The following is a 14,923-nucleotide window of genomic DNA, read 5'->3' as shown; positions in this document are numbered from 1 at the left end:
CTTTTCTATATGTCGGGTCCCGCGTGATTAATTACCCGTTTATTAAATAACTCGGGCCGCTTAATTTACCATTCCTTCATCGCTGAGATCTGCGACTGATGGTGCAGTGCCTTCTGGGGGATATGGTGGTTGTAAAGCCAATTGTAGCGCTTCAGTGTCTGCTCCAAATCCTCGCTTGATTCATACCGACGGGTGGCGAGAACGTCACTAATACGGCCATTGAAACGCTCTACCATGCCATGCGTCTGAGGTCGCCCAAGTTTGATCAGACGGTGCTCAATGCCTTTCTTTTGGCACACTTGGTCGAAAGGATGGCGGCCACTCGGTTGTCGCTCACCCGCCTGCGTGAAGCGGTCTGTGAACGATTTACCATTGTCGGTCAGCACCGTCTGGATCTTGAAAGGCACCTTCTCTTCTACACGCGTCATGAACGCTTTCGCATCCTTGGAAGATTGGCTGTTCCTGTCCTCTAGATACACCCAGCGAGTGGCCCGATCAATGGCAACGTACAAATAGCGTTTGTGCTGTTCATCAGGCATCTGGGGGAGATGCTTGATATCGATGTGTATATAACCCGGCTCATAATCCTTAAACGGCTTGTGCCGGGGCTTACCGTCATCGCCAGCATCTTGTCGGGCGAGTTCCGCCAGTGTCTGCACCTCGCGCCGCTTGAGCATACGGTGCAGTGCTGAGCGACAAACGAGGATTCAGAAACTCGCGTGCCACAATTAATAGGTCATCCAAGCCAAGGCGCAGAAATTCACGAGCAGCGATCACAATTTCTTCCTGCTCAGGCGTCAGGGTAGCGAGCAGATTACGCCGTGTGTGCGGTCGATCATGAACATCGTCACGGTATAGCCAACGCCGGATCGTCGAATCGGTCACGTTAAACTGGCGCGCCAATTCACTATCACTGATATTGGCAGGTGCTGCTTGAATCTCAGCACGGATTATGGGTGTCGTGATCGCTTGCTTATGCAGTTTGATGTCTATAGACCTGCTCCCGGGTGCATTGCTGTAGAAGCTCTCTAGCGGCCAATAGAGGATAACTTCTATAGCCCATGTGATCATCAGGGACCCCACATTTAATGACTCTCTGCCCAATAATGTAGACCAACATCTTCGGAGCTAATTCATACCCCGGCCTTACGCTTCTCACCCCGTCTTCGGTAATTACGTCTCCTGCTTTTAGATCTTTCACAAAATACAGCGAGCGGCGGAACTGTACATTGTCCTGCTCGCTGGATTTGCGCCCGTAATCGACTTGGCCTAGGGCCTGCCAGGCGGTTTTGGTATCTCGGCAAAGAGCAGCGAGTTCTGCGGGTTCCAGGGAGAAGCTGTCGTCGGGTCCGCCACCGTTGCGGTCGAGGGTAAAGTGTTTCTCGATCAGGCTGGCACCGAGTGCAACGCTGGTGATGACGCTGGTGTTATCAATAGTATGGTCGGAGAGGCCTTTTACTAAGCTAAAGCGTTTTATCATATCGGGGTGGTACGCAAGTTGTAGTCTGCCGCTAGGGCTGGGTAGCCACTTATACAATGAAGAATCTCTAGCTGTTCAACCTCCACAGGCTGCATCGATAGCTTCCTGAATTTCTTCTACGACAGCCGAGCCGTTAGAGGTGTGAGAAGTACATTGCTACTGGGAAAGAATTTAACAATCAAGCATTATACGACGCATAGCGCATAATTCGTGGTTATTTAGCATTTCTTAACTGGATTGGTATGAAACAAGTTAGTTCCAGATGACTTGTAACGTTTATTCCATAACAGATCGAAATATATACGGTTATTTAAGCCAATATGGTTAGCTTTATCCTTTAGAAAATCCTGAATTTCGTAATAGTGTGACCGGCACCTTATATCCTTAAAATAAAAGCCTCTCTTTATTTTTAATTTTTTTGTTTCTTCCTCGCTAAACAAAACTCAGATTTAAACATCCAACTATCTAAAGGCAGGAATAAAAATTTAGTATTTCTCTCTCTTACGTCTTCAAAGCCTTCGTACATAGCTGTCATATGCTCAATAACTATATCTACAGGCTTCCTGATCTTATTGTAAGACTCCAGCTGATGACCTTTAATATTTTTCTTCAACTCATCCGAAATAATACTACAGACTTCACCTGAAAACTGATCTATACATTTCACCGTCTCAGCCAGTTTAATACCCTTTATTATATTTTCCTTTTCCTCTATTAGCACACGTGTAAAAACTGATTTTGCACCACCCATCTTTTTATTTATTTTATGAAAACCTCTATATGTGTTCGATCCAAGGCTCTTAAGTGCGAGTTCTTCATAGCTATATAGGGGGTAAGGATTAAGGAAAACTCTATCACCGACCTTATTCATAATTTCAACTTGACTCATATTTACCCCCAGGCATAGCATAACCTAACTAAAAGCTATTGGTTTATTCAAAACCAGGATTCAGCACTTCATTACCAACCGGCGTATTAGCAACAACATCACAGTTTACTTTCTGGCCAACAACCTCTTTTAACCTTTTCGGGGCTAACCCATACCCCGGCCTTACGCTTCTCACCGCGTCTTCGGTAATTACGTCTCCTGCTTTTAGATCTTTCACAAAATACAGCGAGCAGCGGAACTGCACATTGCCTTGCTCGCTGGATTTACGCCCGTAATCGACTTGGCCTAGGGCCTGCCAGGCGGTTTTGGTATCACGGCATAGGGCAGCGAGTTCTGCGGGTTCCAGGGAGAAGCTGTCATCGGGGCCACCACCGTTGCGGTCGAGGGTAAAGTGTTTCTCGATCAGGCTGGCGCCGAGTGCAACGCTGGTGATGGCGGTGGTGTTATCTATGGTATGGTCGGAGAGGCCTGTTACTAGGCCAAAACGTTCGATCATATCAGGGATGGTACGCAGGTTGTAGTCTGCCGCTGGGGCGGGGTAGCCACTTACACAGTGGAGAATCGCCAGCTGTTCACAACCTGCACCACGTGCTGCCTCGATGGCTTCCTGAATCTCTTCTATATCAGCCATGCCAGTAGAAATAATCATTGGTTTGCCGGTTTTGGCTACGTACTCAATCAGCGGCAGATCAACGGCTTCAAAAGAAGCAATTTTGTAGGCTGGGGCACCAAGTTCTTCTAGCAGGTCTACCGCTGTATTATCGAAAGGAGAGCTGAAGATGGTAATGCCAAGCTTACGGGCATGCTCAAACAGTGGCTTGTGCCACTCCCAGGGCATATGCGCTTCTTCGTAAAGCTCATAGAGGGTTCGGCCATCCCATAAGCCACCTTTGATCTTGAATTCATCATCATCGCAGTCAAGCGTAATGGTGTCTGGGCGGTATGTCTGCAGCTTGACTGCATCAGCTCCGGCTTTAGCCGCTTCTTCTATAATTTTTTTTGCAGTTTCAATGCTGCCATTATGGTTGGCAGAAAGCTCAGCGATGATATAAGGAGAATTCTTCTGATCAATATTACGTCCGTCGATTGTTATACTAGGCATAATTTTTTCCTTAGCGTTGAGAAATAAGTTTTTTTAAAATACTTTCACGAATTAATTCCCACTCGCCCTTCAATATACCAAGCCTTATAATATCAACGTACTCCCCATCTACTTGATGATGTTCTCTAAAAGTACCTTCAATACTGAATCCAAATTTTTGATGCAGCTTTATTACTGCACCATTAAAATCAAGAACTTCACAGTACAACTTGTGAAGCATCATTTCTCTAAATACTTTTTCAAGAGCAAGATACTCCATTCTAGAGCCAGTACCACGTGGAGCTTCTGGTGATGCATAAAATGCCCAACTTGAGTTCATATCGTCGTTGTTAATTTGTGAAAACCCCACCACTCCTAGTGGTGTACTATCATACTCGTAAAGAAAATATTGTTGATCACTACGGCTACAAACCTTTTCCCACCAGAGACGATGTTCTTCAAGAGTAATTTCATGGCGTGTGTACATATACCGGCGCACAGAAGGCATGTTACGCCAGCTAAGCATCAGCTCAAGATCACTATTTTGAATAGCTCGAAACTTCCCTAGCTGCTTTTCCATGAATTATCTCTCCGGCTCCATTTTTAATATGCTCTCAAAATCTTTCATTACAAAAGCCAAGCTGCAAACTCCATTAGCTTTTGTAATTTCAGAAGAAATTTCGCTCATGCGGGTATAAACACTACCAGTCATTTCAGATATAGAAACAGGAAGGTTTCTTGGAAGATCAGCAGGTATGCCAACCAACTTGGCAGCACCTAATTGATCAAGGTAACATGCAACTTCTTTTTGATTCTCTGCTAATACCAACATCAAGGTAGGCAATCCAAGACAACAGCGTTCCCAGGAGGTACTGCCCGCTGCGCCAATGGCTAGATCGGCTTCTGCCATACGGCGCGCCATATCGTTAACGCTGACCGCAAATTCGGTTGGCCAGGGCAGCGCCTTAGCTTTGGCTTTCACTTCTTCCAGCCATGGGGCTGTACTGCCCACAATCACAGTAATATACGTTTCATCAGGCAATTCACAGCTTGCAAGCGCCTCTAGCACCTGGCCAGTCACGTTATCTTTATCAACGCCACCAAGGCTGATAAGCAGATGCCTGAGCTGAGGGTTCTCACGCCGACGCGTAAGGCTTGCTTCTCGCCACTGTGCAAATTCAGGGCGCAGCAAGGCAAATTCAGGGCCAATCAAACGTTGGCAGTGATCAGGTACCAGGCGGTCATAATCACTTGCTTTGCGCCCAAGATTTTGATCCAACAATACATCAGCTAAGTGGTGCCGATCTGCGAGATCGTCAATTACTAATAGCCGCGTCTGGCTTGGCACTACTGCGGCTTCCCAACAGGCATCTAGGGCATAGTGATCCACCACCAGCCAATCGAAATGCTCATCGGCAATACAGCCCAATGTTTGCTCGGCATCGGCTTGCCAGGAAGCGCCCAGCCAATCGGCATGTGCAAGTTGAGCTCTCTCTTCTTCCAATGGTTCTTGGGTCTCAGGCTGTGGCAATAAATGCAGGGTGAAGCCTTTTTGCCTAATCACCTCACCCAAATGGCCATCATGTGCCCGGGAGATAAAACGGCATGTATGGCCTTGTTGGCGCAATGCATCTGCTAGCGTCAGGCAACGCATTACATGCCCAGTGCCAATTTCTATTGAAGCGTCTACGCGGAAGGCGATTTTCATTATGAACTCAGCCCTTTTGCATCGCTTTAAACAACCCTTCAGCTCGCTTCCAGTCTTCGGGCGTATCAATATCCTGAACACGGTAACGCGGAAGTTTTACGGGTATAGCCTGTTCAGAAAACAGCGCCTGGCCAGCAAGCCATGCCTCGGCTCTGCCCCAATAGAATTGCCCGGCATCGTGCCAGGCTTCTTCGAGATCCTGGGAACGGGTATTGAAGTTTTCGGGCTGGAACATAGCAACACGGCCTTCAGGTGTGAGGCGCAGTGCGCGCTGAATAGGGAAGGCGTAGCTGGTCACGGAAAAGGCGTAATCAACATATGGGTATTGCTGCAAGACTTGTTCACCCCGTTGCAGATCCTGTGGCTGCACGAAAGGCGCTGTGGCATAAATACAACATGCAGAGCTCGGTGCCTGCCCCGCATTGCCCAACCACTGAACAGCATGGGCGATGACAGGAATAGTACCGGTGTGATCATCCGAGAGTTCTGCTGGGCGAATAAACGGCACCTCAGCCCCCCACTGCTGCGCAACGTCAGCAATTTCTGCATCATCGGTGGAAACAATCACACGCTCGAAACACCTGCTTTCAAGCGCTGCTTGAATCGACCAGGCAATCATGGGCTTGCCGCAAAACGCTTTGATGTTCTTACGCGGGATACGTTTACTGCCGCCACGGGCTGGAATGATGGCAACCTGCATCAGGATAATACTTCCTTCAAAACGTCTAGCACCTCATCCTGCTGCTCTTCCGTCATGGTCGGGTACATTGGCAGGCTGACGGCCTCGCGGTAATAGCCTATCGATTCCGGGAAATCTTCTGGTTTGAAGCCCATATCCTGATAGTAAGGCTGAGTATGCACGGGGATATAGTGCAAGTTAACGCCGATGCCTTTCTCGCGCAGTGCTTCAAATACCTGGCGGTGGGTCTTGTCGATTGCATCCAACTGCAGGCGAATGGCGTATAGGTGCAAACCTGAATAGCTATCGGGATGCTGCCAGGGCGTCTTAACGGGTAACTCTTCCAACAAGGCATCATAGCGCTTGGCCAGTGTATGCCTACGAGCCACGTATTCATCCAGGCGTTCAAGCTGGGCTAGGCCCAGGGCGGCCTGGAGGTCTGTCATACGGTAGTTAAAACCAAGTGCTATTTGCTGGTAATACCAGGGTCCTTCGGATTCATGGGTCATCTGTGCCGGGTCGCGGGTGATGCCGTGGCTGCGCAACAAGCTCATACGGTTAGCCAGTTCATCATCGTTGGTCAGCGCCATGCCGCCTTCCGCCGTGGTGATAATTTTCACCGGGTGAAAGCTGAACACCGTGATATCCGAGTAGCGACCGTTACCGATATATTCACCCTGATACTTGCCTCCAATCGCATGCGAGGCATCTTCAATTATCTTGAAACCATAGCGACGGCTGAGGGTGTGAATAGCCTGCATATCGCAGGGCTGGCCACAGAGATGTACCGCCACCACCACCTTGGGCAGGCGCCCTTCTCTTTCCGCCTGCTCCAGCTTGGCTTCCAGCGCCTTGGTGCAAAGGTTGTAGGTTCGCGGGTCGATATCCACAAAATCCACCTGCGCGCCGCAATACAGCCCACAGTTGGCAGAGGCGACAAAGGTCACCGGTGATGTCCATAACCAGTCGCCCTCACCCAACCCCAGCGCCAGGCAGGCAATATGCAGCGCAGAGGTGGCACTGTTAACGGCCAGGGCATGCTTGGCGCCCACGTGCTCAGCCACTTGTTGCTCAAAGGCCGGTACCTGGGGGCCTTGGGTCAGGAAGTCTGAGGAAAGCACCTCAAGCACGGCATCAATATCCGCTTGCTGAATATCCTGGCGACCGTAGGGAATCATTAGATGGCTCCGATTTTCTCGCGATTGATATCAATCCAGGCTTGCAGCTCGGCGTCACTCATCCATTCGCGGTTGTTGTCACTAGAGTAGACGAAACCTTCCGGTACCCGCTTGCCATCCTTGATGCGGTTGGCGTCTTTATCCCAGCTGTTGATCTGAGGCAGTATCTTGAAATGCTCGGGGTATTCGTAGGTGTAGTAGGCATCTTCAGCGCTGATCATCTGTTCATGCAGCTTTTCGCCGGGGCGAATACCCACTTCTTTTTGCTCGGCTTCAGGGGCAACAACGCGGGCAAGATCGGTGACCTTCATGGAAGGAATTTTCTTGACATAGATCTCGCCGCCTTCCATATCTTCAAAGGCGTGCCAGACCAGCTCTACCCCTTCTTCCAGCGAGATCATAAAGCGGGTCATGCGGCTGTCTGTAATCGGCAACGTGCCCTTGTCCTTGATCGACATAAAGAAGGGAATCACCGAGCCGCGTGACCCCATGACATTACCATAGCGCACCACCGCAAAACGCGTGCGGTTATTACCGGCATAGTGGTTGCCTGCTACAAACAGCTTATCTGATGTCAGCTTGGTTGCACCGTAAAGGTTGATTGGGCTGCTGGCCTTATCAGTGGAAAGCGCCACCAGTTTCTTTACACCTTTATCAATGCAGGCATCCACCAGGTTCATCGCGCCCAGCACGTTGGTCTTGATGCACTCAAAGGGGTTGTACTCGGCGGTGGGTACTATTTTGGTAGCGGCAGCATGCACAACGTAATCCACACCATCCAGCGCGCGGTAAAGGCGGTCTCGGTCGCGCACATCACCGATAAAGAAACGTACGCGTCCATCACCTTCAAACTTCTTGGCCATCTCCCACTGTTTCATCTCATCACGAGAAAAGATGATCACTTTTTTGGGGTTATAACGCTCAAGCAGCATAGGAATGAACGTATGGCCAAAAGAGCCGGTGCCGCCGGTGATAAGAATCGTTGCTTCATCGAACATTAGGTGAGTTCCCAATCGAGTCTGTTATGCATGTTCCGCCATGCGCTGAAAAGTTGTATTACGCTCAACAAGCGCTTGATAACTGCCTTTATCCACCACCTGGCCGTTGGCCAATAGATAGATACAGTCACACTGTTTTACCGTTGCAAGACGGTGGGCAATCATGATGATGGTTTTCTGGCCTGCAAAATCGTGAATGGCATCCATCACTAGCTTTTCAGTAATGCCATCCAGGGCACTGGTGGCTTCATCCAGCACCAGCACTTCGGCGTCGTCATAAAGCGCTCGGGCAATGCCAATGCGCTGGCGCTGGCCGCCAGAGAGCTGTATGCCGCGTTCACCCACCCGGGTATTCAATCCATCCGGAAGGCGTTCCAGCAGCTCACCCAGATGGGCCATTTGGGCGGCGCGCTGCACCTTGGTGTCGTCAATAGCTTCTGCGGGTAGGCCGAAGGCGATATTTTCACGAATGGAGGCATCCGCCAGGAAGATGGCTTGCGGCACAAAGCCAACGCTGTTCTGCCAGGCGCGTAGCCGCTGGCCGCTGAGTGTTTCACCATCCACTTTCAGGGCGCCTTGCTGGGGCGTCATCAGGCCCAGCAGCACATCAATCGCCGTGGATTTACCCGAGCCGGAGGCACCTACTAGGCCGATCACCTGATTACGGGGAATTTCCAGCGTCAGGCCATCCAGTGCTTTTTCTTCTTTACCAGGGTAGGCAAAGTGGATGTTATCCAGGGTAATGTTCTGCTGGGGGTTGCATTTACCGGCCTCTACGGCTGGCTTGCCGGGGGTGGCGTTTTGGCTGGCTATCAGGTCATATTCCAGGCTATCAAAGGCGGCAATATTGCCTTTCACATTCGCCAAGCTAGTGTAGATCTGCTGGAAGGCAGGCAGTAACTTGAAGCCCGCCAGAGCATAGACGGAAAGTACCGGCAGGATATTGCCTAGATTGCCCTCATAGGCTGCCAGCAAATAGAGCACCAGAGAGATCACGGCGCCAAAGGCAATTAGCTCCATGGCATAGCGAGGCACTTGAGAGAAACCAACGTTGACGCCCTGTGCAACGCCCATTTCTTTACTGGCCTTAGCAAAGCGCTGGTTAAAGTCTGCCTGGCGGCCGAGCAGTAAGGTGTCTTTAATCCCGCCAAAGCCTTCGTTCATCAGTTTGAAGCGCAGCTGATTGGTATCGGTAATAATCTTTCCGTTCCGCGCAAGCCGCTTGCGCACGGTACGAAACAGCACCAGATACGCCACTCCAAAAATCACTAGCCCCGTAATCGCCACCACAGGGCTAAACAGAAAAATTGCCGTCGCCATCACCAACGCCATTACTGCTTTGGCATTCATCTGCATCAGTGGCTGGATAACCTGATTGGTTATGCGCGTCGTTTCCTGAGCAATCTTGTTGGTCAACTGACTACTGCTGCCGCTGGCATGAAACAGCCACGGCTGCTGCATATAGTGGTGGTAAAGCCGGGTGGAAAGCTCAGCGCCTACCTGTTGGGCATAGAGGGCCAGCTTCCAGGTGACAAACATGGAAACCAGCGCCGCACCGGTTAGCGCCACCATGACGGCAATGCCCAACCAGAACAGAAACTGCCTTGGGGTTTGCATGCCGCTGGCCGCGTAGAGCTGTGCCAGTGTGCCCTCGCCTTCCAGGCGGCTGATATCGCCCACCACGGCCATAAAGGGGCCAATGGCGGCCACACCCGCCACCTCGGCAAAAGCCATTAATACCACCAGGCCTTGCAGAGCAATCAGCTTGCGGCGCTGTTCAGCAGTCAGCAGGGAGTAAAGTTTTTTTAGACGAGCGAACATGAAACCTCAAACATCAACGTTGCGATGCATGAAAGGAAAAAGGGGCCATTATAGGTCTGGATAGGTGGGCGCTTGAGCGTAACCCATGCCCACAGCATCCTTGGCTGAGACGGTGGGTAGTTCGCCTTCAGGTAGCGGCCAATCAATTGCCAGGGCATTGTCATCCCAGCGAATACAGCGCTCATACTCCGGCGCGTAGAAGTCCGTGCATTTGTACTGAAAATCCGCGGTGTCACTGGTCACCAGAAAGCCGTGGGCAAAGCCCGGCGGCACCCATAGCATGCGCTGGTTATCTTCAGAAAGTGTTTCGCCTACCCACTCGCCAAAGGTAGATGACCCCTGGCGTAGGTCTACGGCCACATCAAACACTTCTCCTCGGGTTACCCGCACCAGCTTTCCCTGGGGCTGTTTGATCTGGTAATGCAGGCCGCGCAGGGTATTTTTGACTGAGCGGCTGTGGTTGTCCTGTACAAAGGTGTGGTGAATGCCTGCCTCGGCAAAGGCTTTAGCGTTCCAGGTTTCCATAAAGAAACCGCGTTCATCACCAAAGACTTTGGGTTCAATCAGTTTGACATCAGGAATACGGGTGGGCGTGATCAGCATGCTGGCTCGCTTAGGTCGTGGCGTTAAGCAGTTTTTTCAGGTAGGCGCCGTAGCTATTCTTCTTCAACAGCTCGGCTTCTGCTGCCAGTTGTTCGGCCTGGATAAAGCCCATGCGGTAGGCGATCTCTTCCAGGCAGGCAATTTTCAAGCCTTGGCGTTTTTCCAGGGTTTCGATAAACCCTGAGGCTTCGTGCAGGGAGTCAAAGGTGCCGGTATCCAGCCAGGCAAAGCCACGGCCAAGCAGTTCAACGTTAAGGTCGCCGCGCTCAAGATAGGCCTGGTTGACACTGGTGATTTCCAGTTCGCCACGGTGTGAAGGCTGTACCTTCTTGGCAATGTCCACTACATCGTTGTCGTAGAAGTAAAGGCCAGTGACCGCGTAGTCGGATTTTGGATGGGTCGGCTTTTCTTCGATGGAGATGGCGCGCTTTTGGTCGTCAAACTCCACTACTCCAAAGCGTTCTGGGTCTGTTACCTGGTAACCAAATACGGTAGCACCGCTGATGCGTGCTGCGGCGGATTGCAGCATTCTGGAAAAGCTTTGGCCGTAGTAGATATTGTCGCCCAGCACCAGGCACACATTATCGTCGCCAATAAATTCTTCACCGATGATAAACGCCTGCGCCAGGCCATCCGGGCTGGGCTGGGCGGCATAACTAAGGTTAACGCCCCACTGGCTGCCATCATTAAGCAGGCGCTTGAAGCCGTCTTGGTCTTCCGGGGTAGTAATCACCAGGATATCGCGAATACCTGCCAGCATTAGCACCGAAAGCGGGTAATAGATCATCGGCTTGTCATACACCGGCAGCAGCTGCTTGGAGATGCCACGGGTGATGGGGTACAAGCGGGTGCCGGAGCCACCTGCCAGAACGATGCCTTTCATAAACGCTCCTTTTGAACCTTAAATTTGCCCGAGGCGTTCGCCTTGGTAGCTGCCATCCTGTACCCGCTGGCACCATTCAAGGTTATCCAGATACCACTGCACGGTTTTACGGATACCGCTTTCAAAGGTTTCTTTAGGCTGCCAGCCCAGTTCACGTTCAATCTTGCTGGCATCTATGGCGTAGCGCCTGTCGTGGCCGGGGCGATCCGTTACGTAGGTAATCAGGTCGCGGTAATGGCTTGTTTGAGGGCGAAGCTCCTGAAGGATGTCGCAAATCGTTTGCACAACCTCCAGGTTCTGCTTCTCGTTATGCCCGCCGATGTTGTAGGTCTCCCCTGCTTTCCCTTGGGTAGCAACCTGATAAAGCGCTCTGGCATGATCTTCGACATACAGCCAGTCGCGGATCTGATCACCCTTGCCGTACACCGGCAGTGGCTTTTCTTGCAGCGCATTGAGAATGACCAGTGGGATCAGCTTCTCAGGAAAGTGGTAAGGGCCGTAATTATTTGAGCAATTGGTGATAAGCGTTGGCAGGCCGTAGGTGCGCCGCCAGGCACGCACCAGATGATCTGAGCTGGCTTTGCTGGCGGAATAAGGGCTGCTGGGTGCGTAGGCCGTTGATTCAGTAAAGAGGTGTTGACTGGCGTTGTCGATCTCGTCGGGGTGAGGTAAGTCACCGTAGACTTCATCCGTGCTGATATGATGGAAGCGAAAGGCGTTTTTGCGGCCTTGTTCCAACGCCTGCCAATAGTGGCGGGCGGCTTCCAGCAAGGTGTAAGTGCCCACAATATTGGTTTCGATAAAGTCTGCCGGGCCATCAATGGAACGATCTACATGGCTTTCAGCCGCTAGGTGCATCACTGCATCCGGCTGATGCTCACGAAACACCCGATCAAGTGCTGCACGGTCGCAGATATCAACCTGCTCGAAGGTATAACGTTCGCTCGTGCTGATTTCTACAAGTGAATCCAGGTTACCGGCGTAGGTGAGCTTATCAACGTTCACCACGCTATCTGTAGTGTTGCGGATGATGTGACGAATAACGGCTGAGCCGATAAAACCCGCACCGCCGGTGATCAGTAATTTCATTGATCTTCCCTAGACCTTAACCATGTTCGAAAAGCGTTCAGGCACGCTACCGCCCGGAGGTTGTGTCCGGGCTTTCCTCGTGCCCTGCTTGCCCTGTCTTTTTGTTTCTTTCTAAGCCACATTTATCGCTTACTTACAATTGAACATAATACTACATGACCTAACTTTTTTTAACATCCACTTTAGGGCAAAAAAATTTCGGGTTGGGGTACCGGGCCTGTTGGCATCAACAGGCCCAGCTACCTTAATCAATCGTGGGCTTGTAGCTGTAGTGGTAGTAGCCGTAACCATAGCCGTAGCTGCTGGCGGCTTTCTTTTCCATGGCGTTTAGAATGGTGCCTTTTACCACTACACCGGCGCTGGTCAGGCGGTTGGCGGCTTGCTGCACCTCTTTTACCGTGTTGCGCTCAAAGCGCGCAATCAGCAGAGTGGTGCCGCACAGGCTGCCCACTACGGCCGGGTCGGTTACGGCCAGCACCGGTGGGGTATCCACAATCACCAGGTCGTATTCTTGCTCGGCTTCTTCCAGCATTTGCGCAAAGCGCTCGTTCATCAGTAGCTCTGAGGGGTTGGGGGGCGCCAAACCGCGGGCCATATAGCTAAGGTTCTCTATCGGGGTGGTACGCAGCTGAGTTTGCCAGGTGCTGCGCCCAGAGAGCACATCTGAAAGGCCACCCTCGCTTTTGCCGTTAAAGGCGGTGTGAACATGGCCCTTGCGCATATCCGCATCTATTACCAGCACCTTCTGGCCTGCGTTGGCACACACGGCGCCCAGGTTGATGGTAATAAAGCTTTTGCCGATATCCGGGCTGGAACCGGTAATCATGATGCTGCGGTTCTTGGCTTCCATCATGGCAAAGTGCAGGCTAGTGCGCAGCCCGCGCAGGGCCTCTACGGCAAGGTCTGCCGGTTCATAGTGGGCCAACACGCCGGTATTCACTTCATGGGCTTTTTTGCTGCCTTTTACTTTTATCTTGCGCACCAGCTGTTGCTGGGTAGCAGAAAGCGGCACACTGGCATACACCGGCAAACCTGCCTGTTCCAGCTGCTCCGGGCCTTCTACCCCACGGCGCAGCAGGCCTACCAGCAATACGCCGCCCACGGCCAGCATGCCACCCATAAGTGTAGCCAGCACCACAATCAGAGGCTTTTTGGGGGCAATGGCGCCGCCTACCAGGGCATCGTCAATAATTCGCACGTTGCCCACGGTACCCGCCTTGGCCATCTGTAGTTCCTGCATCTTGTTCAGCACATTCACGTAAATGGCCTGAGTGACTTCGACATCACGGGTGCGGCGGATAATTTCCTGCTGGGCAGCGGGTAGCTCGCTTACTCGTGCATCCAGCTCGTCAAGGTCACTTTCCACAAAGCGCTTCTGGCGCAGCAGTGCCTGATAAGCGGGATGACTCGGAGTATAGCGCTGGGCCAGCTCGGCTTCCTGGAATTGCAATTCGTTAAGGCGCTCTTCCAGCTCAATGTAGCGGTTGATCGCGGACTGGGCTTCAGAGTCCAAACCGACGTTCTGGGATTCCACCCGGAATTCATTCAGGCGGTTTTCGGCTTGGTCCAGCTCGCTGCGAATTTCCGGCGCCTGCTCTTCCAGAAACGCCAGGCTTTGCTCCGCCTGGGCAGATTGGCGTTCAACGTTCTGGGTCAGGAAGGTTTGGGTGACGGCATCCAGTGAGCGGCGAATTTCTTCGCGGTTTTCACCGCTTAACGTCAGGCGCAGCATACCGGAACTACCACCACGCCCTCCACCTACTTCGGCAATGCTTAAACGGCTTTTCAAATTGTTGACGGCGTTAGAACGCACAAGCTTGGTAAGCGTGAATTCTGCCCCGGGGGCTGCCTGTAGCTCAGATACATTAACGATCACTTCACCCTGCAGAAACTGGCTTTGCTGGCTGACCTGGCCGGTGCCCAGACGTTCGCCCTCCAGCCAGAGGGAATATTGAGCTGGCTGGCCGGGTGAGCTGGGTTCTGTTTGCAGCGTGAATGGCTGGCCCCGGTAGCTATCGTGAACTTCCAGCCGGGAGACATTGATATATTCTCCGCCCCATACATAGGGGCTTTCCTGCATAAAGCCGGGGCGCTGAATGCCGCGCCGTTGGATGAAATCACCCACTAGCGGCAAGGTGCGTGGGGTGACTGAGGTATCCAGGGAAATTCTGTCTACCACCTGCCCCAGCACCATGCGGGATTGCAGGATCTGTATTTCAGCTGAGGTAGAAGATTCACTCTCCTGGCCAAGCACTTCGCTTAGCTCACCCATTGGGTTGATTGAGGAACGCTGCTCAACCTGTACCAGCGCATCGCCTTGGTAAACCGGGGTGGCCAGCATGGCGTAGACCACGCCGATAGCGGCAAATAGCACGGTAATGCCGACAATCAGGTATTTATGGTCTATCAGCAGGCCAAACAGCCGGCCCAGGTCAATTTCATCATCCTGTGGGGCGGTGCTTTGCTGGGCGGTGTTTTGCTGGGAAATGACGTCACTCATGCTTTCTTGGTATC

General features: G+C 51.9%; 13 protein-coding genes and 1 pseudogene. All 14 read right to left on the bottom strand.

From position 1 onward, the window contains the following. Positions 1-65: 65 nt before the first annotated feature. Positions 66-993, bottom strand: a pseudogene (locus OR573_04860) (IS481 family transposase). Then, positions 974-1,537, bottom strand: a complete 564-nt coding sequence (locus OR573_04855) for an N-acetylneuraminate synthase family protein (protein ID XGA80986.1) — start codon at positions 1,535-1,537, stop codon at positions 974-976. The pseudogene OR573_04860 and the gene OR573_04855 overlap by 20 nt, the downstream one beginning before the upstream one ends. 352 nt (positions 1,538-1,889) lie before the next feature. After that, a complete protein-coding gene (locus tag OR573_04850) occupies positions 1,890-2,369 on the bottom strand; it encodes a hypothetical protein (GenBank protein XGA80985.1) in 480 nt (159 codons plus the stop codon). A 43-nt stretch (positions 2,370-2,412) separates the two neighbouring features. Continuing rightward, positions 2,413-3,471 (bottom strand): pseudaminic acid synthase, encoded by a 1,059-nt coding sequence (pseI, locus tag OR573_04845; GenBank protein ID XGA80984.1) that lies wholly within the window; start codon positions 3,469-3,471, stop codon positions 2,413-2,415. 10 nt (positions 3,472-3,481) lie between these two features. Then, on the bottom strand, positions 3,482-4,030 hold the full coding sequence (pseH, locus tag OR573_04840) for a UDP-4-amino-4,6-dideoxy-N-acetyl-beta-L-altrosamine N-acetyltransferase (protein XGA80983.1): 549 nt from the start codon (positions 4,028-4,030) through the stop codon (positions 3,482-3,484). A gap of 3 nt (positions 4,031-4,033) precedes the next feature. Then, positions 4,034-5,158: a UDP-2,4-diacetamido-2,4,6-trideoxy-beta-L-altropyranose hydrolase gene (gene pseG, locus OR573_04835; protein XGA80982.1), complete on the bottom strand. Its 1,125-nt coding sequence runs from the start codon at positions 5,156-5,158 to the stop codon at positions 4,034-4,036. Between the two features lie 7 nt (positions 5,159-5,165). Continuing rightward, the gene (gene pseF, locus OR573_04830; protein ID XGA80981.1) at positions 5,166-5,858 is read right to left on the bottom strand and encodes a pseudaminic acid cytidylyltransferase; all 693 of its coding nucleotides are present in this window, start codon (positions 5,856-5,858) and stop codon (positions 5,166-5,168) included. Beyond that, a complete protein-coding gene (gene pseC / locus OR573_04825) occupies positions 5,858-7,015 on the bottom strand; it encodes a UDP-4-amino-4,6-dideoxy-N-acetyl-beta-L-altrosamine transaminase (protein XGA80980.1) in 1,158 nt (385 codons plus the stop codon). The genes pseF and pseC overlap by 1 nt, the downstream gene beginning before the upstream one ends. Continuing rightward, positions 7,015-8,013, bottom strand: a complete 999-nt coding sequence (pseB, locus tag OR573_04820) for a UDP-N-acetylglucosamine 4,6-dehydratase (inverting) (protein ID XGA80979.1) — start codon at positions 8,011-8,013, stop codon at positions 7,015-7,017. The genes pseC and pseB overlap by 1 nt, the downstream gene beginning before the upstream one ends. Before the next feature lie 24 nt (positions 8,014-8,037). Next, positions 8,038-9,834 (bottom strand): ABC transporter ATP-binding protein, encoded by a 1,797-nt coding sequence (locus OR573_04815; protein ID XGA80978.1) that lies wholly within the window; start codon positions 9,832-9,834, stop codon positions 8,038-8,040. 48 nt (positions 9,835-9,882) lie between these two features. Continuing rightward, entirely contained in the window at positions 9,883-10,437 is a 555-nt protein-coding gene (rfbC, locus tag OR573_04810; GenBank protein ID XGA80977.1) for a dTDP-4-dehydrorhamnose 3,5-epimerase, read from the bottom strand. A 10-nt stretch (positions 10,438-10,447) separates the two neighbouring features. Continuing rightward, positions 10,448-11,320: a glucose-1-phosphate thymidylyltransferase RfbA gene (gene rfbA, locus OR573_04805; GenBank protein XGA80976.1), complete on the bottom strand. Its 873-nt coding sequence runs from the start codon at positions 11,318-11,320 to the stop codon at positions 10,448-10,450. Between the two features lie 18 nt (positions 11,321-11,338). Further along, the gene (gene rfbB, locus OR573_04800; GenBank protein XGA80975.1) at positions 11,339-12,409 is read right to left on the bottom strand and encodes a dTDP-glucose 4,6-dehydratase; all 1,071 of its coding nucleotides are present in this window, start codon (positions 12,407-12,409) and stop codon (positions 11,339-11,341) included. A 244-nt stretch (positions 12,410-12,653) separates the two neighbouring features. Then, positions 12,654-14,909 carry a polysaccharide biosynthesis tyrosine autokinase gene (locus OR573_04795; GenBank protein ID XGA80974.1) on the bottom strand — a complete coding sequence of 752 codons (2,256 nt, stop codon included), beginning with the start codon at positions 14,907-14,909 and terminating at the stop codon, positions 12,654-12,656. Positions 14,910-14,923: the final 14 nt, after the last annotated feature.

The organism is Halomonas sp. CH40, from assembly GCA_041875495.1.
Classification (GTDB): Bacteria; Pseudomonadota; Gammaproteobacteria; order Pseudomonadales; family Halomonadaceae; genus Vreelandella.
The sequence above is the reverse complement of the archived record's forward strand: the minus strand, read 5'-3'. Positions and strand labels throughout refer to the sequence as shown.